Here is a 22,118-nt window from a genome sequence, read left to right on the forward strand (position 1 = left end):
ACCTGTGGCAAGCGGGATGAAACGGCCCGAGGGCGCGCCGACCGGGTGGTCGACGCGCCCTCGGGTTCAAGCGTGGTTCGGTTCAGCGTGGTTCGGTTCAGGCGGTGAACCGGAGCCGGCGACGGCGAGCGACCAGGAACAGGCCCGCACCGGCGGCCAGCAGGACGACGGCGCCGCCCGCGATCAGGGTGGTGTTCGTGCCGGTGAGCGGCAGGCCGCCACCCTCGCCCTTGTCGCACTCGGCCGGCTGCTCCCAGGCGATCGGCTCGGTGTCGTCAAGGCCCTCGGCGGCCGGCGTGACGGTGAGACCGTCGACCGCGTCGAAGGAGACCGAGCCGGTCTTGCCGGGCTCGACGGTCAGCGTCTTCGCCTCGCCCTTGTTCGGGGTCAGCGTCATGACGACGGTCTTGCCGTCGGCCGGGTTCTCGATCGTGAAGGTGAGCTCGTCGCAGGTCGACTCGACGGTGCCCACCGGCTCGGCCGGCGGCGTGGTGGCGGTCGGCGTCGGGGTCGGGGTCTCGGTCGCCGGCGTGCTCGGCGACGGGGACACGGTGCTCGGCGTCGGGGTCGGGGTGGGGGACGCCGTCGTCGTGGGGGTCGGCGTCGGGCTGCTCGGCGACGGCGTCGGCTGCGCGGCGCACTTGCCAGACTTGGTGGCCGCCACCGTGCGGTGCTCGGTCACGATCCGGTCCGGACGCTCCCACCGCGCCTCGACGGTCAGCTCGATCTTCGGCTTCTGCTTGGGGTCGCTGAGGGTGTGGGTCTGGGTGGCAGAGAGGCGCTTCCCACCCTTGGCCTCGAGGGTGGCACCGACCTTCAGGTCGCCACTGAGCGGGCTGGAGAGGGTCGACGAGACCGCGGTGATCTTGGCGAAGATGTTCTCGCTGTTGCCGACCTTCCACGTGACCGTGAGCTGGCCGTCGGAGGCCAGGCAGTAGGTGCCGGAGGGCTCGGGGTGGTGGGCGCTGGCCGGCGCGGCGAACGTCGCCATGGTGCCGATGCCGATCACCGCACCGGCGGCGACGGCCGCGATGCGCCGGAACGGAGACTTCGGACGGATCACTGGTACTCCTGGAATGCTGAAGCGTTAGGGGCGTGGCGCGGGAACGACAGTGGACGGTTACCGCACGTCCGCGTGCAGGGGGAGGCGTTCTCGAGCCGCGGGTCGACGGTCTCCCGTCGGCACCCGGCCGACCCTAGCGAGATCGCCGCTAGCGATACAGCCCTCATGATTCGCTAAGGCGAATGTTACGAATTCGAGATCATTGATATACGTCAGGTGATCATGCGGTCGCCGTGCCGGTGCTGACGCTGTCGGCAGCCAGGTCCGACGGGTCGCGTAGCGTCGCGGGCATGAGCAGGAGGAGACCGTGACCCGGATCGTGGCCGGGACGCTCGGCGGCCGGCGGATCACCGCGCCCCCCGGCGCCGGCACCCGACCCACCTCCGACCGGGTCCGGGAGGCGCTGTTCAGTGCCGTCGAGGCCGAGGTCGACCTCGACGGCGCACGCTTCGCCGACCTGTACGCCGGCTCCGGCGCGGTCGGCCTGGAGGCCCTCTCCCGAGGGGCCGAGCACGTGTTGCTGGTCGAGTCCGATCCACGGGCTGCCCGGGTGATCCGGGAGAACGTGGCGGCTCTGCAGGCCGGCCCCGCCGCCCGCCTGGTCACCGGCAAGGTGGCGACGGTGCTGGCCGCCGGTCCGGACGGTGGGCCGTACGACGTGGTCTTCGCCGATCCGCCGTACGCGGTGCCGGACGAGGAGATCACCGCCCTGCTGACCGCGCTGGTCGACGGCGACTGGCTGGCGCCGGACGCGCTGGTGGTGGTGGAACGGTCCAGTCGCACCAGGCAGTTCGACTGGGTGGACGGGATCACCTCGGACCGCAGTCGCCGTTACGGCGAGACCACCCTTTGGTACGGTCGCCGATCATGAGACGTGCGGTGTGCCCCGGTTCGTTCGACCCGGTCACCAACGGACACCTCGACATCATCGGGCGGGCCAGTCGGCTCTTCGATGAGGTGATCGTCGGCGTGCTGATAAACCAGTCGAAGAGTGGCCTGTTCACCGTCGAGGAGCGGATCGACATGCTCCGCGAGGTGACCTCGTCGTACGGCAACGTGCGGGTCGAGTCGTTCCGGGGGCTGCTGGTGGACTTCTGCCGGGCCCAGCAGGCGAGTGTGCTGATCAAGGGTCTGCGGGCGGTCAGCGACTTCGACTACGAGTTGCAGATGGCCCAGATGAACATCGGGCTGGCCGGCGTCGAGACGCTCTTCATGCCGACCAACCCGCTCTACTCGTTCCTTTCCTCAAGCCTGGTCAAGGACGTGGCCAAGTGGGGTGGCGACATCTCCGCGCACGTCCCCGACCTGGTCCGTGAGGCCCTTCAGGCCCGGCTCGGCCCCCGTCCCTGACCCACCTGATCCGGCGGCCTGCCGCTTCGGTCGCCGTGACGCCCCTTTTGCGGAAAATTGACGCAGGAGTGCGGGCAGGGTGGGCGCGGTGTGACGATGTCGCGACGCGCCGGGTTGGGGCGGATGGGGCCGGTGTGGGGCCGGCACGACATGATTGGTGGCGCGGGGAACGGCCGTAGCCCGCATCATGGAGGTCGGCCGAAGAACGACAGGAGTGAGGTACCGGTGGACCCGCTCGATCGCATCGACGAACTGATCGCCATGGTGGAGCAGGCCCGCTCCGTCCCGATGTCGCGTAACAACTGCATGGTCGACCGGGGTGAGATGATCGCGGCCCTCGACGAGGTGCGCGCCGACCTCCCCGCCGACCTGCGTCGCGCCGCCGCTCTCCTGGAGGAGCGCGACAAGATCATGGAGGCCGGCAAGCGCGAGGCGGACCGGATCATCAGCGAGGGTGAGGCAGAACACGCCCGCCTGGTCTCGGTGAACGAGATCACCGTGTCGGCCGAGCACGAGGGTGCCCGGATCATCGCCGAGGCCCGGGCCGAGGCGCAGCGCCTGCGGGAGGAGGTCGACGACTACGTCGACACCGCGCTGGCCAACTTCGAGCAGTTCCTCACCCGGGCGCTGGCCTCGATAGAGCGCGGCCGGGACAAGATGCACGCACTGCGGGAGATCGGCACCTTCGCTGGGGATGAGGCGGAACGCCCGCTACCCTTCTGAGCGGCACCTCACCAGCCGACTTCTCAGGCGGGCGTCGCCCCCGGTTCGACGGTCCGGCGGTCGTCCAGGTAACCTTTTTTGTCGGCCTCTCACCGGCCGGAGTCTGACTATGCCCAAGCACTCGCCATCAACACTCAACCCCAGGTCGCCGTTGGTCCTCGACACAAGGGACCTCCCGCGCCGCCCTGGCGCGTTGCGTGAAGTCCGGCGGGTCGTGCCGGCACCGGCGGACCTCGGTGTGGAGTTGATCGGCGTGCCGGAGGGCGCGGACCTCGACCTCGATCTGAGGTTGCAGTCGGTGTCCGAGGGCGTGCTCGTCTCCGGGACCATCACCGGTCCCGTTCAGGGCGAGTGCGGCCGTTGCCTGCGCGAGATCAACGACTCGATGGGCGTGACGATCCAGGAGCTGTACGCGTACGAGGACAGCACCACGGACGCCACGACCGACGAGGACGAGGTGGGCCGGATGCAGGGCGATCTGATCGACCTGGAGCCGGCGCTGCGGGACGCGTTGGTGCTCACGCTGCCGACCAACCCGCTCTGCCGGGAGGACTGCCCAGGACTGTGCCCCGAATGTGGGGCGCACTGGGACGATCTGCCGGCCGACCACAGTCACCAGCAGATCGACCCGCGTTGGGCGGGCCTGTCGCAAATGACCGTTACAGAGGAGTAAGAACCGTGGCCGTCCCGAAGCGCAAGATGTCGCGCAGCAACACCCGGTCCCGCCGGGCGAACTGGAAGGCGACCGTGGTCGCGACCGTTGCGTGCCCGCAGTGCAAGTCCCCGAAGCTGCCGCACGCCGCCTGCTCCGTCTGCGGCACCTACAACGGCCGCCAGGTTCTCGAGGTCTGACCTGGACGCCGAGTGACGCCCCCGACCCCAGGTCGGGCGGCGCGCGCATCCTGGCATTCGCCCGGTGCCCCGGCTCCCTCCGACGCCCGGCCCACTCCGGCCGGCGTTCCCGTGGAGCCGGGCACCGCGCGGATCGCCGTTGACCTCCTCGGCGGGGACGACGCTCCCGCCGTCGTGGTTGACGGCGCTCTGCGGGCCATGCGCGCCGACCCTGACCTGCACCTGCTCCTCGTCGGCCCGACCGAGGTCGCCGACGAGATGATTGCTGCCCTCGATCCGGCGCAACGCGCCCGGATCACGGTGCGGCCCGTCCGCGATGTCGTCGGCATGGCCGACCACCCCAGTGCCGCCCGCGCGGAGAGCACCGTCCGGGCCGCGGTCACCGCCGTTCGCGACGGCACCGCCGACGCCCTGGTGTCCGCCGGTGCCACCGGTGCCACAGTCACCGCGGCCGTCCTCGGCCTGGGCCGTTGGCCGGAGATCCGCCAACCCGCCCTGGCCGCCACCCTGCCTGCCGTGGCCGGGCCGGTCGTCCTGCTCGACGTCGGCGGCTCCCTCGAACCCCGCCCGGCCACTCTCGCCCGCCACGCCGTGCTCGGCGCCGCGTACGCCGCAGTGGCGCACTCGATCGCCGCGCCGCGGGTCGGCCTGCTCTCGGTCGGCACCGAGGCCGGCAAGGGCGACCGGGTCCGCCGGGCCACCGACCCGTTGCTCGCCGTCGAGCCGCTCCCCGGCGGGGCGCGCTACGTCGGCCTGGTCGAGGGGTACGACGTGGCCCTCGGCGCGCGCGCCGATGTGGTCGTCACCGACGGCTTCACCGGTAACGTGCTGCTCAAGGCCATCGAGGGCGCGTACGCCATGGCTGGCGGCCCTCCCAGCGGGGGTGGCGCGCCCCGCGCGGCCGCCCTGTTGGGCGTTGCGGGGACGGTGGTCGTCTGCCACGGTTCCGCCCGCGCCGACGACGTCGCCTCCGGCATAGCTCTCGCCGCTCACCTGTGGCGGCGGCGCGCCACCGATCTGGTCTCCGCGTTGCTCGACGGCGACGCCGCGACGGACCGCACCGACCGTTCCACCGACACCGAGGTACGCACATCATGAGCAACGACAAGCGGCGGCGGGCGTCCGTCGGTCACCTGGAAGCCGCCTTCGGCGTGAGCCTGGAACCCGAGCTGCTGCAGCGTGCGCTGACCCACCGCTCGTACGCGTACGAGAACGGCGGGCTGCCCACCAACGAGCGGCTGGAGTTCCTCGGCGACTCGGTGCTCGGTGTGGTGATCACCACGGCGCTCTTCCACAACCACCCGGACCTGCCCGAGGGGCAGTTGGCCAAGCTGCGCGCCAGCGTGGTCAACATGAGGGCCCTGGCCGACGTGGCCCGTGGTCTGGGCCCGGACGGTCTCGGCGCGTACCTGCTGCTCGGCAAGGGCGAGGAGACCACCGGCGGTCGGGACAAGGCGAGCATCCTCGCCGACACGCTGGAGGCGCTGCTCGGCGCGATCTACCTCCAGTACGGGTTGGACACCACGGGGATCGTCATCCACCGGCTCTTCGACCCGCTGATGGCGGAGTCGGCCGGCCGGGGCGCCGCCCTGGACTGGAAGACCAGCCTCCAGGAGTTGACGGCGGCGCTCGGGCTCGGCGTCCCGGAGTACCGGATCGAGGGCACCGGCCCGGACCACCTGAAGACGTTCACCGCCTGGGTGGTGGTGGCCGGCAACCGGTACGGCGGCGCCGAGGGGCGCAGCAAGAAGGAGGCCGAGCAGCGGGCCGCCGAGGCCGCCTGGCGGACGCTCGCCGAGCAGAACGGCCAGAACGGCGACGACGGTCAGGACGGGCGGACCGGCGACGGGCGCCAGGACCAGCCGGTCGACCGGGGCGGCTCGGCCGACTCCGACGAGCCGTTCGGGCCGCTGGAGCGCGCCGAGCGGGCGGCCCAGGCCGAGCAGGCCGACCACCTGGCGCAGGCCCTGCCGGCCGGGGGTGCCGACGGCCACGAGACGGGGCCACGGGGTGCCTGAGCTGCCCGAGGTGGAGACCGTCCGGCAGGGGCTGGCCCAGTGGGTCGTCGGCCGCCGGATCACCTCGGTCGAGGTCCGTCACCCGCGTGCCGTCCGCCGGCACGTCCCGGGGGACGTGCACTTCGCCGACGTGCTCGCCGGCCGGAAGGTGCTGGACGCCCGCCGTCGCGGCAAGTACCTGTGGCTGCCACTGGACAGCGGCGACGCCATCATCGGGCACCTCGGGATGTCCGGCCAGATGCTGCTCCAGCCACCCGGCACCACCGACGAGACCCACCTGCGGGTCCGGTTCCGGTTCGCCGACGACGGCCCGGAGCTGCGCTTCGTCGACCAGCGCACGTTCGGCGGGCTCTCGGTGAGCGAGGGCGGCGCCGAGCTGCCCGACGAGATCGCGCACATCGCCCGCGACCCGATGGACCCGGAGTTCTCCGATGCGGAGTTCGTCGCCGCGCTGCGCCGCCGGCACACCGAGGTGAAGCGGGCCCTGCTCGACCAGACCCTGATCTCCGGGGTGGGCAACATCTACGCCGACGAGGCGCTCTGGCGCGCCGGGCTGCACGGCGCCCGACCCACCGACGCGCTGACCGGCCCGGCCGCGCAACGCCTGCTCGGCCACGTCCGAGACGTGCTCGGCGAGGCGATCAGACAGGGCGGCACCAGCTTCGACGCCCTCTACGTCAATGTCAACGGCGAGAGCGGCTACTTCGACCGGGCGCTGAACGCGTACGGCCGCGAGGGAGAGCCGTGCCGACGGTGCGGCGCGCCGATCCGACGCGAGGCCTTCATGAACCGGTCCTCGTACAGCTGCCCGCGCTGCCAGCCCCGGCCCCGGGGTTCCCTTCGGGGATGACCCGGAGCCGGCTCCGGGGTGGTGCCGGCGGGTCGCGGCCGGCCGCTCCGGGCTGGACCCTGGCGTACGCCCCGATGGCGGGCTGACGCCCGCCCAACCGGCCCCGCGCGCCCTGCGGTGATTCCGGGGTGCGCCGGGGCGGATCCCCGATGTGACCGCCTCGTCACGCACCTAACGTCAGCACCGATCACTGGGGGGCTGACGTGACAGGGGGATTCGGAATGAGGAAAAGACCGGTGACGGTGCGGCTGGCGCGGTGGAGCGCCGAGCACCCGTGGCGGGCGCTCGCGATGTGGGCGGTGTTCGTGGCGGTGTGCTTCGTCGGTGGCAGCGCCGCCGGTCTCAACGAGGCCACCAGTGGCGACCAGGCGATCGGCGAGACGGGGCGGGCCGGCCTGATCGTGGACGCCGCTGACTTCGACGACCCGGCCGTGGACAACGTCCTCATCACCTCCCGGGGCGGTGCGCTGGACGAGGCGGCGGCCCGGGCCGCCGCCGACGACGCGGCGGCGCGACTGCGCACTGTCGTCGGGGTCGCCTCGGTGGGCCAGCCGGTCACCGCCCGGGACGGCTCGGCGCTGCTGCTGCCGATCACCATGTCCGGTGACCCGGAGACGGCCTCGGAACGGGTGCAGCCGTTGCGCGACGCCACCGACGGCGTGCAGGCCGAACACCCGCAGCTGCGCGTCGAGCAGGTCGGCGGACCGTCGATCGGCCAGGCCCTCGACGACACGCTGGGCAAGGACTTCAAGCGTGCCGAGCTGCTCAGCCTGCCGGTCACCCTGGCGATCCTGATCATCGCGTTCGGGGCGCTGATCGCGGCCAGCGTGCCGGTGCTGCTGGCGCTCTCCTCGGTCGCCGCCGCGATGGGTCTGTCCACTCTCGCCTCACACCTGGTGCCGGCCACCGACACCACCGCCCCGGTGATCCTGCTGATCGGCATGGCGGTCGGGGTGGACTACTCGCTGTTCTACATCCGTCGGGAGCGGGAGGAACGTGCCAAGGGTCGATCCGGCCTCGACGCCGTGGAGATCGCCGCGGAGACCTCCGGACACGCCGTGGTGGTCTCCGGCTTCGCGGTGATCATCTCGATGGCCGGGCTGCTGCTCGCCGGCGACGTGGTCTTCTCGTCCCTCGCCGTCGGCTCGATCCTCGTGGTCGCCGTCGCGGTCACCGGTTCGCTGACCGTGCTGCCCGCCCTGCTGGCCAAGCTCGGCCGCTGGGTCGACCGGCCCCGGGTGCCGCTGCTCTGGCGGCTGACCGCCCCGCGCACCGGCCGGAACGGCGAGCCCCGCGAGCCCCGGCTCTGGCCCGCCGTGCTCCGGCCCGCGCTGCGCGCTCCGGTGGTGACGCTGGTCATCTCGGTCGGGTTGCTGCTCGCGCTGGCCGCGCCGGCGCTCGGCATGAAGCTGAAGTTCCCCGGCATGGAGGACCTGCCCCGCACCACCCCGGCCATGCAGGCGTACGACCGGCTCACCGTCGCCTTCCCGAGCACCGGCACCAATCACGTGGTGGCGGTGCGGGCGCCGGCCGAGCAGGCCGACCGGGTTCGCGCCGCCCTCACCGAACTGTCCACCCGTGCCGCCGGGGATCCGTTGTTCGCTCCGGTCGAGGCGGACGGTCCGAAGATCGAGGTGTCGGCCGACCGGCGGGTGTCGGTGCTGGACGTGCCCACCCCGTACGCCAGTCGGGACGACCGGTCGGTGCAGTCGCTGAAGAAGCTGCGCGCGGACCTCGTCCCGGCGGAACTGCGGGGCATCCCCGGCATCGAGTACGCGGTCGGCGGCAGCGTGGCCGACAGCGAGGACTACGCCGCGCACGTCCGGCAGAAGTTGCCGCTGGTCATGGGCTTCGTGCTGGTGTTGACCTTCCTGGTCATGGTGTTCACCTTCCGGTCGGTGGTGGTCGCGGCGAGTTCGATCGCGCTGAACCTGCTCTCCGCCGGCGCCGCGTACGGGCTGCTGGTGCTGATCTTCCAGGGTGAATGGGCTCAGGGGCTGCTCGGCTTCACCTCGATGGGCGCCATCGTGTCCTGGCTGCCGCTGTTCCTCTTCGTGGTGCTCTTCGGCCTCTCGATGGACTACCACGTCTTCGTGGTCAGTCGGATCCGCGAGGGGATCCGGGCGGGGATGCCCAACCGCGACGCGGTGTCCTATGGGATCACCTCCTCGGCCGGGGTGGTGACCAGCGCCGCGATCGTGATGGTCGGGGTCTTCTCGATCTTCGCCACGCTGAGCACGATCGACATGAAGCAGCTCGGCATCGGCCTCGCGGCGGCGATCCTGCTGGATGCCACGATCATCCGGGGCGTGGTGCTGCCGGCACTGATGACCATGCTGGGCGACGCCAACTGGTGGGCCCCGCGCTTCCTGCGCCCGCGTCCGGCGCCCGCGCCGGCCGACCCGCCGGCCCCCGCCCCGGAGCTGGTGCCGGTGCCCTGACCCGCCCGGAAACCGCCCAAGCCGCCCTCGCCGTCGCCGGCCCGCCCTCGCCGCTCGCCTCGCCGCCGCCACCCCTCGCCTCGCCGTCTCCACCCCTCGTCCTCGCCGCTTGATCAACTCGGTTTCATTGATTTCGCGGTATCAAGCGGCCGGGGATACCGCGAAATCATGAAAGGCGAGTCGATCAAGCGGCGGAGCGAGCGGCGAGGGCGAGCGGCGAGGGCGAGCGGCGAGGGCGGGGAGCGGCGGGGCGGCGGCGAGCGGCGGGGCGGCGAGGGCGGGGCGGCGAGGGCGGGGCGGCGGCGAGCGGCCGGGCGGCGGAAGCGGGGCGGAGGGCGGCGGGGCGGGGTGTAGCCGGGCCGCTGCCGCTGCCGCTGCCACGGCCACGGCCACGGCCCGGCCCGGCCGCAGCCGTGTCAGGGCAGGGGGCAGGCTTCCCGCCAGGCGTCCAACCGACGGTCTTTTCGGATCGACGCGAAGCCGTAACCGACGGTGGTGACGCAGAACTCGTCGGTCGAGATGGCGTACTCCACGTGGAAGACCGGTTTGTCGGCGTCGACGAACGGCAGCAGCTTGGCGCACTGGCCCAACCGGACACACTCCTCGTTGACGACGAAGTCGAAGTCCGGGGCCAGCGCGGCGAGCTGGGGTACGTCGTTGACCAGCCCGGGGGAGAGGCTCAGCGAGCGGGCCAGCTCGGCCAGTCGGCGGTTGAACAGCAGTTGGTCGTCGAAGTCGAGCGGGAAGCCGGTGCGGGACGCGTACCCGTCGGCGTCCGCGAGCGCCACCGCGCCGAAGCCCTTGCCCCGGCAGAGTCGGAAACGGTCGGCCAGCACCGGCTTGAGCGCGTCCCAGCTGCGCACGTCCAGCCACCGGCTGTCGGGCCGACGCCCGGTGGAGCCCTGGACGATGTCCGGGAACCGGCTGGCGTCCGGGTCGGCGGCGCGGACCGACCCGACGTGCACATGGCAGATCAACCGGCGGTCCCGGGAGCGCAGGTCGTTGGTCTGCTCGGTGGTGGTGACCACCGGGTCGAGGAGGAAGACGTCTGCTTCCACCGTCGGGTCGAGCGGGCCGCTGAGCTGCCACTGCCACTGCCAGGTGCGGGCCGACGCGGCCGGCCACGCGGTGGGCGCGCCGGGCGGGGTCAGCTTGGGTCGGCACCCGTATGCCGGCACGACCAGGAGGAGCGCGACGCCGGCCGACAGGACGCGGCGCAGTGGGCGTACGGCGACGTGTCGCCGCGGCCGGATCCACATCGGCAGCTCCCGGGTCCCGGACGGCCCGTCGCCGCCCGCACCGGTACGCCGCCCCGCACGCTCGGCCCGACGTACCTCACCGGGTCAAACGAGCGCGGGGGCGTGGACGACGCGCCGTCAGCGCGGCGCGGCGAAGACCTGCGTCCAGTACGGCCCGTTGCTGCTGGCGATGCCGACGCCGATCTCGGTGAACGCGCAGTTCAGGATGTTGGCCCGGTGGCCGGAGCTGTTCATCCAGGCATCCATCACCGCGGCCGGGGTCTTCTGGTTCCAGGCCACGTTCTCGCCGTACGTGCGCCAGGTGTAGCCGACCCGGTCCAGCCGGGTGCCGGCGTTGCTGCCGTCGCTGCCCGTGTGCGACATCTTCTGGTGGTCGGCCTGGTCCTGACTGTGCTTCTGCGCGGCGGTCATCAGCTTGGCGTCGATGCTCAGCGCCTTGCAGCCGGCCTTGGCCCGCTCGGCGTTGACCAGGTTCACCACCTCGTTGGCCTGGGCGCTGACGGTGCCGCTGGAGCCGCTGGAGCCGCTGTTCGTGTTCGGCGCGGTGCTGCGCTCGACGGTGCGGCGCGACGCGGCGGTGGTCCGGGAGGCCGCCGGGGTCGGCTTGACGACCTTGCTCGGCGAGGGACTCGGCTGCGCCGGACTGGGCGTGGCGGACGGGGAGGGTGCGGCCAGGGTGTCGATGGCCGGCTGGTCGGCCGGGGCCTCCGTCGCGGCGAAGGTGTCGTCGACGGCGGTTGGCTGACTGCCCCCGTTGTCGCCGCCGGGCAGCGCGAGCGCGCCGACGCCGAAGCTCACCACGAGGGTGGCCGCTGCGGCGGCGCCTCCGATCATCAGTGGCTTGCGCCAGCGGCGGGGGGAGCGGTGCCGGCCGTCGCCGGGCCGGCCGGTCACGCCGACGGTCGTGTCCGGGTCGGCGTCGGTGCGCCAGCCGCCGGTGGTCTCCGCGTCGGTGTCCGGGTGCCAGCCGCCGGTGGGGTCCTCGACCGGGCGGCTGTTGGCCCAGGCGCCGCTCCCGCCATCCGGGCGGTGGGCCGGCCAGGCGGCGGTGTGGGCGTCGGCTGAGCCGGCGGGTCCCGCTGGGTCCGACTGCCAGCCGGCGGCGGGCTGCTCCGGGTGCCGCTCGTCGCCGGGCTGGTCGGAGTCGTCACCGAACAGGTAGGCCGAGCGGGGCTCCGGGCGGTCGTGCAGCCAGGTCGGCTCGTCGGTCGGCCGTTCGACGCGCCGGGGTGCGCCGTTCGGGTCCATCGGGTCGGTCCAGCCGTACACGCCTATGCCTCCAGGGGTCAGTTGCGGGCCGGGGTGACGCTACGGCGCGTGGACGAGCTGCGGCAACGTGGCTAAGGAAGAGTTAAGGGGAAGTCAGACGTCTGAGGGCTGACTTCCGGGAATCCGGGCGTACAGTAAAGGTGTCCGGACAGAGCGTGTCCGTGCCGTGAAGGCAACCCCCCGACAAGTGGTCAGGTTGACGTGGAGATGATCTACGGCCTGCGAGAACTTGACGAAGGAGGGGGTTTCGGCTCAATATATAGGTGTCGCCAGTCGCGCCCGGTCATGCCCAGATACAGCCTGGAATGACAGTCGCGTACTTAAATGGGCGCGCGTTGGCCGGCCTTTCCGGCAGCGCATATCAAGGAGTCAGCATGGCGAAGGCCCTCTACGGCCACGTAGGTGCAGCGCCCGACCGGCGTCTGCTCGACGAGGTCACCCGACTGCGTGCCAGGGTGCAGGCACTGGAGTTCGAGATCACGCGTCTGCGTGCCGACAATGATCGGCTCGCGGCGGCTGCGGCGGAGGCGGACGATCTGCTCCGTCTGGCCGAGCCGGCGCTGACCTGATCTCCGCCTCGACAAAACTGAATCGCACTATCGCAGAAAGCGCGCCGACACGTTCTGTGCCGGCGCGCAACACTGTCCGGTTCCTTTCGGGCCGACAATTTGTGATCTTGTGGTCGGTCGCACGGGAACCGTCCAGGCCGCATCCGAATAGCGCGCCCACGGATAAGCCGATCATGAACTGCTCTCGCCATTATCTGGGCCGTCGGAACAACAGCGCGGTCGTGCCTCGTGCCCTCGACGCACACGACCCGGGGCGGGTCGCGTGCCGGTCCGCTCCCACCACCGGGTTAGTCTGCGAGTTCACCCAGGTCCCCAGAGCCGGCGACGGTACGGCGGCCACCGGACGAGGATCGAGAAGGTGTATCTCAAGAGCCTGACGGTGAAGGGCTTCAAGTCCTTCGCCTCCGCCACGACGTTGAAGCTGGAGCCCGGGATCACCTGTGTGGTGGGCCCGAACGGCTCCGGCAAGTCCAACGTCGTCGACGCCATCGCCTGGGTCCTCGGCGAGCAGGGGGCCAAGGCCCTGCGCGGGGGCAAGATGGAGGACGTCATCTTCGCCGGCACCGCCGGCCGGGCGCCACTGGGCCGCGCCGAGGTCACCCTCACCATCGACAACACCGACGGCGCGCTGCCGATCGAGTACACCGAGGTCTCCATCACCCGCCGGATGTTCCGCTCCGGCGAGAGCGAGTACGAGATCAACGGCAACACCTGCCGGTTGCTCGACATCCAGGAGCTGTTGAGCGACTCCGGCATCGGCCGCGAGATGCACATCATCGTCGGGCAGGGCCGACTCGACGGCATGCTGCACGCCAAGCCGGAGGACCGCCGGGCGTTCATCGAGGAGGCGGCCGGCGTCCTCAAGCACCGCAAGCGCAAGGAAAAGGCGCTGCGCAAGCTCGACGCGATGCAGACCAACCTCAACCGCCTGACCGACCTCACCGCAGAGCTGCGCCGTCAGCTCAAGCCACTGGGCCGGCAGGCCGAGGTGGCCCGCCGTGCCGCCGCCATCCAGGCCAACCTGCGCGACGCCCGGCTGCGTCTGCTCGCCGACGATCTGGCCACCCTGCGCACCACCCTCGATCGGGAGATCGCCGACGAGACCGCGCTGCGCGAGCGGCGCGAGCAGATCGAGGGAGAGCACGTCGAGGTGCAGGGCCGGCTCGGCGAGCTGGAGGCCGCTCTCGCGGAGGACGCGCCGCTGCTCGCCGCCGCCCAGGACACCTGGTACAAGCTGTCCGCCCTCCAGGAGCGCTTCCGCTCGATCGAGCAGTTGGCCCGGGAACGGCTGCGGCACCTCAGCGCCAGCGGCGACGACGAGCGGCCCGGCCGCGACCCGGACCAGCTGGAGGCCGAGGCTGAACGCGTCCGCGAGCAGGAGGAGGAGCTGCGCGGGGCGCTCACCGACGACCAGATCCGGCTTGCCGAGGCGGTCGAGCACCGCCAGGAGCTGGAACGGCAGCTCGCCGCCGCCGAACGGGAGCTGGTCGCCGCCGCCAAGGCCCTTGCGGACCGCCGGGAGGGGATGGCCCGGCTCACCGGCCAGGTCAACTCGGCGCGAGCCAGGACGACCAGCGCCGGCGAGGAGATCGAACGACTCGCCGTCGCGCACGCCGACGCACTGGGCCGCGCTGAGCAGGCGCAGGCCGACCTGGACGCGGTGGCCGCCCAGTCCACCGAGGCCGACCGGGACAACGCGGACCTGGACGCCCGGCACGCCGAGGCGGTCGCCGTGCAGGAGCGGGCGCAGGCCACCGTGCGCTCGCTGTCCGACGCCGAGCGGGCGGCGGAGAAGGACGCCGCCACCTGGAAGGCCCGGGAGGAGGCGCTGGCGCTCGGGCTGCGGCGCAAGGACGGCGCGGGAGCGCTGCTCGCCCGCGCCGGCGACGTGCCCGGCCTGCTCGGCAGCCTCGCCGGGCTGCTCACCGTCGCGCCCGGCCACGAGGCCGCGCTGGCCGCCGCGCTCGGCGGTCTCGCCGACGCGGTCGCCGTCAGCGGGGTGGACGAGGCCGTCGAGGCGATGCGGCTGCTGAAGATATCCGATGCCGGCCGGGCTGGCCTGCTCGTCGGCAGCCCGGCGGGGCCCGGCATGACCGGTTCCGCCGACGCGCTGCGCCCGAAGCTGCCCGACGACGCCCGGTGGGCCCCCGACCTGGTGGAGTGCAGCGCCGAGCTGCGTCCGGCCGTGCACCGGGCCCTGCGCGACGTGGCGCTCGTCGACGATCTCGCCGCCGCCGCCGACCTGGTCGCCAGCAACCCCGAGCTGCGGGCGGTCACCCCCGACGGTGACGTGGTCGGGGCGTACGCGGCGGCTGGCGGGTCGGCCAAGGCCCCCAGCTACATCGAGGTGCAGGCTGCCGTCGAGGAGGCCCGCGCCAACCGGCTCACCGCCGAGCGCGCGGGCGTGGAGCTGCGCGACCAGCTCGTCGAGGCGCGCGCCGAGGTCGCCGCCGCCAAGGAGGCCGTGCAGCACGCCGCCGCCGAGAAGCGTGAGGCGGAGAGCCACCGCAACGCCGCCGCGCGCCGGCTGGCCGAGCTGGGCGCGGCGGCCCGCTCGGCGAAGGCGGAGACCGACCGGCTCGGCGAGTCCCGCTCCCGCGCCGAGGCGGCTCGACAGCGGGATCTCACGGCGCTCGCCGAGCTGGAGGAACGGCTGCGGCTGGCCGAGGAGACCCCGGTCGACGCCGAGCCGTCCAGCGAGGAACGGGACCAACTCGCCGCGATGGTGCCGCAGGCCCGGCAGAACGAGATGGAGGTCCGGCTCGCCGTGCGTACCGCAGAGGAGCGGGTCTCCTCGATCGCCGGTCGGGCCGACTCGCTGGCCCGGCAGGCCACCGCGGAGCGGGCCGCCCGGGAGCGCGCGGCAGCCCGGCGGGCCGCGCGCACCAGGGGTGCGGGCATCGCCCGGGCCGTCGCCGGCGGCGCCCGGGAGGCGCTCACGCGGCTCACCACCTCGATCGCGACGGCCGAGGAGCACCGCGACACGGTCGCGCTGGAACGCGCCGCCCGCGAGGCGGAGCTTCAGGAGGTACGCGGGGCAGCCAAGCGTCTCGGCGCGGAGCTGGAGCGGCTGACCAGCCAGGTGCACCGCGACGAGGTGGCCCGCGCCGAGCAACGACTGCGCATCGAGCAGTTGGAGGCGAAGGCCGCCGAGGACTTCGGGCTGGACGTGGAGACGCTGGTCGCCGAGTACGGCCCCGCGCAGCCCGTTCCGCCGACCCAGGTCGACGTCGCGACGGCCGAACGGGACGGCCTGCCGGTGCCCGAGCCGGTCCGCTACGAGCGGCCGGTGCAGGAGAAGCGCGCCGCCAAGGCGGAACGCGAACTGGCCCTTCTCGGCAAGGTCAACCCGCTCGCGCTGGAGGAGTTCGCCGCGCTGGAGGAGCGCTTCAAGTTCCTCTCCGAGCAGTTGGAAGACCTCAAGGCCACCCGTCGGGACCTGCTCACCGTGGTCAAGGACGTGGACGAGCGGATCCTGGAGGTCTTCGCCAGCGCCTTCGAGGACACCGCTCGGGAGTTCGAGCAGGTGTTCACAGTGCTCTTTCCCGGCGGCGAGGGCCGGTTGATCCTCACCGAGCCGGACGACCTGCTCACCACCGGCGTCGAGGTGGAGGCCCGCCCGCCGGGCAAGAAGATCAAGCGGCTGTCGCTGCTCTCCGGCGGGGAGCGGTCGCTGACCGCGGTGGCCATGCTGGTGGCGATCTTCCGCGCGCGGCCCAGCCCGTTCTACATCATGGACGAGGTGGAGGCGGCGCTCGACGACGTCAACCTGGGCCGGCTGATCCTGTTGCTGGCACAGTTGCGGGAGAAGAGCCAGCTGATCGTCATCACGCACCAGAAGCGGACGATGGAGATCGCTGACGCGCTCTACGGGGTCACCATGCGCAGCGGGGTCACCCAGGTGATCAGCCAACGGCTCAACCGGGCCGACGAGGACGACCAGCGGCACGGCCGCGGCGAGGAGAACGGGTAGTGGCTCGGGAACGCGCGACGGCGCTCCTGCTGGATCTGGACGGCGTCCTGCGCCGGTTCGACCCGGCGGTCGCCGCCGGGGTGGAGCGGGAGTACGGCCTAGCCGACGGGGTGCTCACCGAGATCGCCATGCAGTGGGGCCGGCTCCAGCCGGTGCTCACCGGCCAGCTCACGCACGCCGACTGGGTGAGCAGCGTGGCCGACGCTCTCGCCGAGCCGGCCGGTGGCCCGGACCGGGCCCGGGCAGCGGTGGAGCAGTGGCAGCGCTACCGGGGCGAGGTGGACACCGAGGTGCTCGACTTCGTCCGCGAGGCGCGCGCGGGCGGGATCAGGGTCGGCCTGGCCACCAACGCCACCGACCTGCTCGACGCCGACCTGGCCGCGCTCGGGCTGACCGACGATCTGGACGTGGTGGTCAACTCCTCCACCCTCGGGGTGCACAAGCCTGCGCCGGAATACTTCCAGGCCGCCTGCCAGGCGCTGGCCACCCCGCCGGCCCGGGTGCTCTTCGTCGACGACGAGGACTGGGCCGTACGAGGTGCGCGCTCCGCCGGGCTGTCGGCGCACCGCTGGGGCGGCCACGCCGACCTGCGTTACCTGCGGGCGGCTCTGGACTACTGAGCGCCGGTCAATCGCCGGTGACCCCGTCGATGCGTTCCCGGATCAGGTCGGCGTGGCCGTTGTGCCGGGCGTACTCCTCGATCATGTGGACGTACGCCCAGCGCAGGCTGAAGGTGCGGGTCCCGTCGCTGCGGGTCAGCGTGAACGTCTCGTCCAGGGAGCGTCCCTCGGTCGCCGCCCGTGCCGCTTCGACCTCGGCTCGGAAGGCGGCGAAGGCGGTCTCCGCGTCGGCGCCCGCCGCAGCGTGGAAGTCGGCGTCGTTGTCGGTGGCGTAGTCGAAGAGGTCGGGCAGGTCCTGGCCGGCGAAGCGTTGGCGGAACCAGGAGCGCTCGACGTCGGTCATGTGCAGGACCAACCCGAGAAGGCTCAGGCCGGAGGGCTCGACGCTTGCCGTGCGCAACTGCTCGGCGGTCAGGCCGGCGCACTTGTGCAGCAGGGTGTCGCGGTGGTAGTCGAGCCAGCCCTCCAGCATGGTGCGCTCATCTGCGACCAGAGGCTCGTGGCTGCGGTCGATCTCCGGTGCTCTCCATGTCGTCATCGGGTCATCCTGCGGCTCGGGTACGACAGCCGCGACGGGTTATCAGGGCACCACGACGACGGGCCACCGGCCGGTGCGGACCAGACGGCTGGCGACCGAGCCGACCAGCCGGTGACCGGCCTGCTCGGAGGCGCCCACCACCACCATGTCGGCCTGGAACTCGTCCGCCGCCGCGCACAACTCCCCGTACGCGTCGCCGCGCCGGGACAGGAAAGTCAGCGGTACGCCCAGCTCCTCGGCCCCGCGGCGGCACTCCCGGCGCAGCTCGGCGGCCAGCTCGTCGTGGGTTCGCTGCACCGCGCCGGCGTCCATCCCCGGCATCAGGGCGGTCAGCCCGCTCGTCGAGCTGACGTAGACCACCACCAACGCGGCACCCTGCCGGCGGGCCAGGCCGGCGGCGTACCAGCCGGCCCGCTCGGAGGTGCGGGTGCCGTCCACGCCGACCAGGACCACCCGGGGCCCGTCCGTGCCGCGTTCGAACGGCAGCGGGCGGGTCCGGGGGCCGTACTCCTCGCGGTCCGGTGCTCCCACGCTCATGGCTGGCTACCTCACCTCTGCTCGCCGGTGCGGACCACGGCGGCACCAGCGCCGGCCGCGATGGTTGATTCTTGCTCGACCTCGGCGCCGACCGGAGAGCTGCTGTGCTGCCGCAGCGGCACCTCCTTGATGAAGCTCACAGCGATCAGCGCGATCAGCGCGAAGGGGGCGGCGGCCAGGAAGATGTCGCCGGCGCCGTGGCCGTACGCGCTCTCCACCACGTCCCGGATCGGCCCGGGCAGGGTGTGCACGTCGGGCAGGACACCACCGCTGCCCGAGCCGGACGCGGCGATACCGAGCCGGCCGAGGCCCTCCGCGGTGTAGCCCGTGACCTTGTGGGCGAGCACCGCGCCGAGCACGGAGACGCCGATCGCGCCGCCGAGGCTGCGGAAGAACGCAACCGTCGAGCTGGCCACGCCGAGTTCGTGGGTGCCGACGGTGTTCTGCACGGCGAGGACCAGGTTCTGCATGGTCATGCCCAGGCCGATGCCGACCAGCGCCATGTAGACGCTGAGCAGGGTGAAGCTGGTGTCGGCCCGGAGCGTGCCCATCAGCGCGAAGCCGGCGGTGAGCAGCGCCGTACCGATGACCAGGAACCGCTTCCAGCGGCCGGTACGGGTGATGATCCGGCCGCTCAGCGTCGAGGAGACCAGCAGACCGAGGATCATCGGCAGCGTCATCAGGCCGGACATGGTCGGGCTCTGGCCGCGGCTGATCTGGAAGTACTGGCCGAGGAAGACCGAGGCGCCGAACATACCCACGCCGACCGCGATGCTGGCGACGACGGCCAGGGTGATGGTGCGGTTGCGGAACAGCCGCGGCGGGATCATCGGCTCGGCGGCCCGGGTCTCGACCCGGATCGCCAGCGCGCCGAGCACCAGGGCACCGACCACCATGACGGCGCTCTGCCAGGAGGCCCAGGCGAACTGGCCGCCAGCGAGCGAGACCCAGATCAGCAGCAGCGAGACGGCTGCGGTGATCAGCGTGGCGCCCCACCAGTCGATCTGCGCCTTCCGCTTGATCACGGGCAGGTGCAGGGTCTTCTGGAGCACGACCAGCGCGGCGATGGCGAACGGCACGCCGACGTAGAAGCACCAGCGCCAGCCGAGCCAGGAGGTGTCCACGATCACACCGCCGATCAGCGGGCCGCCGATGGTGCCGACGGCCATCACAGCGCCGAGGTAGCCGCTGTAGCGGCCCCGCTCGCGTGGGGCGATCATGGTCGCCATGATCACCTGGGCCAGCGCGGTGAGGCCGCCGGCGCCGATTCCCTGGAGCACCCGGCAGGCGATCAGCTCACTGGTGCCCTGCGCGGCCCCGGCCAGCACCGAGCCCAGCACGTAGATCCCCAGGGAGATCTGGACCAGGAGTTTCTTGCTGGTCAGGTCCGCGAGTTTGCCCCAGATGGGGGTGGTCGCGGTGGTCGCGAGCAGGGCCGAGGTGACCACCCAGGTGTACGCGGACTGGCTCCCGTGCAGTTCGGTGATGATCCTCGGCAGCGCGTTCGAGACGACCGTGGAGGAGAGGATCGCGACGAACATGCCCAGCAGCAGGCCGGAGAGTGCCTGCAGGATCTGCCGGTGCGTCATGTCAACGCCGGTCGCCCGTGTGGGCGCTGTCGCCTGGCTCATCGTTGCTGCCTCCGGAGGGAGTCGAGGTGAAGCGACGGGTGTTTCGTGAGGGTCGCCTGAGAGTTGCCTGAGGCAACCGCATATTTGGTTGCCTGAAGCAACAACCTGACGAAGCGGTGCACTATTCCCCGTCCTGGAGCGCTACTGCCAGGAGTCGTTGAACCGGCCCAACAGCCGGGCGAACTCCTCGACGTCCCGGGCCGGCCAGTCGTTCAGCGTACGCAGCAACTCTCCCACCCGCGCGGACCGGGCCGCGTCGAACCGGCGCTGGCCCTCCTCGGTGAACGTGATCTGCGCGGCCCGCCGGTCGCTCGGATCGGGGTCACGGTAGACCAGGCCGAGGACCTCCAGAGCGTTGATCTGCCGGCTCAGCGTTCCCTTGCCCACACCGAGCCGCGCCGCCAACTCGGTCAACCGGATCGACCCACTGCGCCTCAACCAGAGCAGCAGCCCGTACGTGTTCGGCTCCAGGTTCGGGTGCACCTCGCGGGCGATTTCCCAGGAAACCGCCCGCCCACGACGCAGCAGGGCGGTCAACTCGTGCTCGACCGCCCGGATCGGTTCTGGCAGGTGCTCGTCCACGGCGTAGAGACTACGGCGAGGTCGGCGGTGCGGCGGCCGAGAGTCGGCGCCGCATCACGGGGCGTAGGTGTCCGTCCTTCGTGGTGCCCTCGATGACCACGTCAGCTCTGCGCCCCTCATGCGTCAGGGTGGCGACCGCGTTGCCGAAGTAGGGACCGGCCAACTTGCGCCACCGCACCCCCGGCCGCCGGACACCCGCGGAGCGAGCCAGCGCCCGGGTGGCGCCGGCCGGACCGGCCGACCAACCGAGCCGCATCAGCGGACGAATGCCGGCCGGCACCTGGTTGTGGATCGGTGAGCAGGTGAGCTGGTGCACGGGCGTGACCACCGCCGGGTCGCCGAACCGGGCCCGGGCCACGTACGAGTGGTGCACGTCCCCGGAGAGCACGCTGATCGACGCCGGCGGGGCGTACGCCGGACCGGCGCCGACCCGCGCGCCGGACTGCCGGGGCGTGCCGGTGCCGATGCGGGTGAAGGTCTCCGCCAGCGCCTCGAAGGAGCGCCGGAACGCCGCCCAGTGCTCCAGGTCCAGTGCGCGGCGCAGCTTCTCCGCCCCGCGGGCCACCCAGGGGCGACGCGAGTCCGCCAGCTTCTCGTTCCATGCCTCGATGTGGTGGATGCCCTGCGGCAGCAGCCAGGGCAGCGAGGCGCCGACCACCAGGTGGTCGTAGACCCCGTGCGCCTGGTCGAGGAACCAGGACCACTCACCCGGCGGCAACATCGCCCGGCTGCCCGGTTCGAGCACCCGGCTGCACCTGTTGTCGAGCATCACCAGCCGGGTCCGGCCCAGGTCCAGTGCGTAACTCCACTGGTACTGCACCGCGCGCCAGCGCTCGGTGTCGTGCGCCAGGTCCGACTCCTGGTCGACCCGGTGGCCGAACTCGCGCAGCACACCGGTGGCGTCCTCGGCGGCGGCGACCTTCGCGAAGACCGGGTCGGCGGCGATCTCGTCCGGGGAGAGGTTGCCCAGGTGCTGGTAGACCCAGTACGAGGCGAGCCCGCTGCCGATCCGCTCGGCCCACCACGGCTCCCGGCGCACGTCCGCCCGCCACGACGCGGACGTGTTCCAGTCGTCGATGATCTCGTGATCGTCGAAGATCATCACGCTCGGCACGGTGGAGAGCAGCCAACGGATCTCCGGGTCACGCCAGGACTCCAGATACAGCTTCGTGTACTCGTCGAAGCTCACCACCTGGTCGGCCGGGGCGCCCTTAGGACGCCGCCGACGCCGACGCAGCAGCCGGCGCACCGTGGGCGAGGTGACGTCGGCGTAGACCTGGTCACCGAGCAGGACCAGCAGGTCCGGCGGCGGGTTCGCCTCCGGGTCGGCCATCAACCGACGGGCGTACGCGTCCAGCGCGTCCGGTGGCAGCTTGCGGGTCGTGGAGTGCTGGGTGGTCTCGCGGCACGAGCCGAAGATCAGGTTGACCGGCTGGTCCCGGTCGTCGGCGGCCCGGGTGCGGATCACGCTCGGCGGGAAGCCGCTGCTCGGCACCGGCCAGACCACCTCGTCGTCGACGAGCACCTCGTAGGTGGTCGTGCTGTCCGGGGTGAGCCCCTCCACCACCACGAGGGCGTAGTGGTGGTCGTACGCCGAGAAGGTGGGCGCGGTGCCGGTGGCGCCGTCGGCGGTGCGGACGGTGACCACGGCGGGCGCCGCCGTTTCCACCCAGACGGTCGCTCGGGTGTCCACCACTCGCCGCAGGAGTGGGCCGATGAGGAGGTGTGCGGCGGGCATGCGGCCGAGCCTACCGCCGGTTTCCGGCACCGACCGGGTGCGGTGGTTGAGACTCCGGGCACCGCTCGGGGTGCGGTGGTTGAGACTCCGGGCACCGCTCGGGGT

Annotated in this window: 20 protein-coding genes; 12 read left to right on the top strand and 8 right to left on the bottom strand. The window is 72.1% G+C overall.

What is annotated here, in order from left to right; all coding sequences use genetic code 11:
- Nucleotides 1-97 precede the first annotated feature (97 nt).
- Entirely contained in the window at nucleotides 98-1,063 is a 966-nt protein-coding gene (locus HNR22_RS25780) for an LPXTG cell wall anchor domain-containing protein (RefSeq protein ID WP_179782519.1), read from the bottom strand.
- Between the two features lie 307 nt (nucleotides 1,064-1,370).
- On the opposite strand from HNR22_RS25780, the gene rsmD reads away from it, so the two are divergent.
- From rsmD to HNR22_RS25825, 9 genes are all read left to right on the top strand, one after another.
- Nucleotides 1,371-1,934 (top strand): 16S rRNA (guanine(966)-N(2))-methyltransferase RsmD, encoded by a 564-nt coding sequence (gene rsmD / locus HNR22_RS25785; protein ID WP_179782520.1) that lies wholly within the window; start codon nucleotides 1,371-1,373, stop codon nucleotides 1,932-1,934.
- Nucleotides 1,931-2,413, top strand: coding sequence for a pantetheine-phosphate adenylyltransferase (gene coaD, locus HNR22_RS25790; RefSeq protein WP_179782521.1), 483 nt, complete (start codon nucleotides 1,931-1,933; stop codon nucleotides 2,411-2,413). The genes rsmD and coaD overlap by 4 nt, the downstream gene beginning before the upstream one ends.
- Before the next feature lie 225 nt (nucleotides 2,414-2,638).
- On the top strand, nucleotides 2,639-3,136 hold the full coding sequence (locus HNR22_RS25795; RefSeq protein ID WP_179782522.1) for an SPFH domain-containing protein: 498 nt from the start codon (nucleotides 2,639-2,641) through the stop codon (nucleotides 3,134-3,136).
- A 109-nt stretch (nucleotides 3,137-3,245) separates the two neighbouring features.
- Complete coding sequence (locus HNR22_RS25800) at nucleotides 3,246-3,809, top strand: YceD family protein (protein ID WP_088946597.1); 564 nt, start codon at nucleotides 3,246-3,248, stop codon at nucleotides 3,807-3,809.
- A gap of 5 nt (nucleotides 3,810-3,814) precedes the next feature.
- On the top strand, nucleotides 3,815-3,988 hold the full coding sequence (gene rpmF, locus HNR22_RS25805) for a 50S ribosomal protein L32 (RefSeq protein WP_030335284.1): 174 nt from the start codon (nucleotides 3,815-3,817) through the stop codon (nucleotides 3,986-3,988).
- 111 nt (nucleotides 3,989-4,099) lie between these two features.
- A complete protein-coding gene (locus HNR22_RS25810) occupies nucleotides 4,100-5,086 on the top strand; it encodes a phosphate acyltransferase PlsX (RefSeq protein WP_141908202.1) in 987 nt (328 codons plus the stop codon).
- A complete protein-coding gene (gene rnc, locus HNR22_RS25815; RefSeq protein ID WP_246381005.1) occupies nucleotides 5,083-6,006 on the top strand; it encodes a ribonuclease III in 924 nt (307 codons plus the stop codon). Before HNR22_RS25810 ends, rnc begins: the two co-directional genes overlap by 4 nt.
- On the top strand, nucleotides 5,999-6,856 hold the full coding sequence (gene mutM, locus HNR22_RS25820; protein ID WP_179782523.1) for a bifunctional DNA-formamidopyrimidine glycosylase/DNA-(apurinic or apyrimidinic site) lyase: 858 nt from the start codon (nucleotides 5,999-6,001) through the stop codon (nucleotides 6,854-6,856). Before rnc ends, mutM begins: the two co-directional genes overlap by 8 nt.
- A 221-nt stretch (nucleotides 6,857-7,077) precedes the next feature.
- Nucleotides 7,078-9,297, top strand: coding sequence for an MMPL family transporter (locus tag HNR22_RS25825; RefSeq protein ID WP_179782524.1), 2,220 nt, complete (start codon nucleotides 7,078-7,080; stop codon nucleotides 9,295-9,297).
- 416 nt (nucleotides 9,298-9,713) lie between these two features.
- Here HNR22_RS25825 and HNR22_RS25830 read toward each other — a convergent pair whose 3' ends face one another.
- Both HNR22_RS25830 and HNR22_RS25835 read right to left on the bottom strand, forming a co-directional pair.
- Entirely contained in the window at nucleotides 9,714-10,556 is an 843-nt protein-coding gene (locus HNR22_RS25830) for an endo alpha-1,4 polygalactosaminidase (protein WP_179782525.1), read from the bottom strand.
- Between the two features lie 117 nt (nucleotides 10,557-10,673).
- Nucleotides 10,674-11,825, bottom strand: coding sequence for a CAP domain-containing protein (locus HNR22_RS25835; protein WP_343059967.1), 1,152 nt, complete (start codon nucleotides 11,823-11,825; stop codon nucleotides 10,674-10,676).
- A gap of 374 nt (nucleotides 11,826-12,199) precedes the next feature.
- On the opposite strand from HNR22_RS25835, the gene HNR22_RS25840 reads away from it, so the two are divergent.
- The 3 genes from HNR22_RS25840 (at nucleotide 12,200) to HNR22_RS25850 (ending at nucleotide 16,987) form a co-directional block, all read left to right on the top strand.
- Nucleotides 12,200-12,394 (top strand): hypothetical protein, encoded by a 195-nt coding sequence (locus tag HNR22_RS25840; RefSeq protein ID WP_007456482.1) that lies wholly within the window; start codon nucleotides 12,200-12,202, stop codon nucleotides 12,392-12,394.
- A 358-nt stretch (nucleotides 12,395-12,752) separates the two neighbouring features.
- The gene (gene smc / locus HNR22_RS25845; protein WP_179782526.1) at nucleotides 12,753-16,367 is read left to right on the top strand and encodes a chromosome segregation protein SMC; all 3,615 of its coding nucleotides are present in this window, start codon (nucleotides 12,753-12,755) and stop codon (nucleotides 16,365-16,367) included.
- Nucleotides 16,367-16,987: an HAD-IA family hydrolase gene (locus tag HNR22_RS25850; RefSeq protein WP_179782527.1), complete on the top strand. Its 621-nt coding sequence runs from the start codon at nucleotides 16,367-16,369 to the stop codon at nucleotides 16,985-16,987. The genes smc and HNR22_RS25850 overlap by 1 nt, the downstream gene beginning before the upstream one ends.
- Nucleotides 16,988-16,994: 7 nt before the next feature.
- Here HNR22_RS25850 and HNR22_RS25855 read toward each other — a convergent pair whose 3' ends face one another.
- From HNR22_RS25855 to HNR22_RS25875, 5 genes are all read right to left on the bottom strand, one after another.
- Nucleotides 16,995-17,525 (bottom strand): DinB family protein, encoded by a 531-nt coding sequence (locus HNR22_RS25855; RefSeq protein ID WP_179782528.1) that lies wholly within the window; start codon nucleotides 17,523-17,525, stop codon nucleotides 16,995-16,997.
- A 42-nt stretch (nucleotides 17,526-17,567) separates the two neighbouring features.
- Entirely contained in the window at nucleotides 17,568-18,062 is a 495-nt protein-coding gene (locus tag HNR22_RS25860; protein WP_172861966.1) for a universal stress protein, read from the bottom strand.
- Nucleotides 18,063-18,073: 11 nt separating this feature from the next.
- Nucleotides 18,074-19,651, bottom strand: coding sequence for an MDR family MFS transporter (locus HNR22_RS25865; RefSeq protein ID WP_484502656.1), 1,578 nt, complete (start codon nucleotides 19,649-19,651; stop codon nucleotides 18,074-18,076).
- A 183-nt stretch (nucleotides 19,652-19,834) separates the two neighbouring features.
- The gene (locus HNR22_RS25870) at nucleotides 19,835-20,275 is read right to left on the bottom strand and encodes a MarR family winged helix-turn-helix transcriptional regulator (protein ID WP_231927243.1); all 441 of its coding nucleotides are present in this window, start codon (nucleotides 20,273-20,275) and stop codon (nucleotides 19,835-19,837) included.
- Nucleotides 20,276-20,285: 10 nt separating this feature from the next.
- Nucleotides 20,286-22,013, bottom strand: a complete 1,728-nt coding sequence (locus tag HNR22_RS25875) for an alkaline phosphatase D family protein (protein ID WP_179782530.1) — start codon at nucleotides 22,011-22,013, stop codon at nucleotides 20,286-20,288.
- Between the last annotated feature and the right edge of the window lie 105 nt (nucleotides 22,014-22,118).

The organism is Micromonospora jinlongensis, assembly GCF_013410645.1.
Taxonomy (GTDB): domain Bacteria; phylum Actinomycetota; class Actinomycetes; order Mycobacteriales; family Micromonosporaceae; genus Micromonospora; species Micromonospora zamorensis.

Excerpts from the sequence above, each read along its gene's own strand:
- coaD (WP_179782521.1), top strand. The coding sequence starts at position 1,931 with ATGAGACGTGCGGTGTGCCCCGGTTCGTTCGACCCGGTCACCAACGGA.
- HNR22_RS25800 (WP_088946597.1), top strand. The coding sequence starts at position 3,246 with ATGCCCAAGCACTCGCCATCAACACTCAACCCCAGGTCGCCGTTGGTC.
- rnc (WP_246381005.1), top strand. The coding sequence starts at position 5,083 with ATGAGCAACGACAAGCGGCGGCGGGCGTCCGTCGGTCACCTGGAAGCC.
- HNR22_RS25825 (WP_179782524.1), top strand. The coding sequence starts at position 7,078 with ATGAGGAAAAGACCGGTGACGGTGCGGCTGGCGCGGTGGAGCGCCGAG.
- HNR22_RS25830 (WP_179782525.1), bottom strand. The coding sequence starts at position 10,556 with ATGTGGATCCGGCCGCGGCGACACGTCGCCGTACGCCCACTGCGCCGC.
- HNR22_RS25840 (WP_007456482.1), top strand. The coding sequence starts at position 12,200 with ATGGCGAAGGCCCTCTACGGCCACGTAGGTGCAGCGCCCGACCGGCGT.
- HNR22_RS25855 (WP_179782528.1), bottom strand. The coding sequence starts at position 17,525 with ATGACGACATGGAGAGCACCGGAGATCGACCGCAGCCACGAGCCTCTG.
- HNR22_RS25860 (WP_172861966.1), bottom strand. The coding sequence starts at position 18,062 with ATGAGCGTGGGAGCACCGGACCGCGAGGAGTACGGCCCCCGGACCCGC.
- HNR22_RS25865 (WP_484502656.1), bottom strand. The coding sequence starts at position 19,651 with ATGACGCACCGGCAGATCCTGCAGGCACTCTCCGGCCTGCTGCTGGGC.
- HNR22_RS25875 (WP_179782530.1), bottom strand. The coding sequence starts at position 22,013 with ATGCCCGCCGCACACCTCCTCATCGGCCCACTCCTGCGGCGAGTGGTG.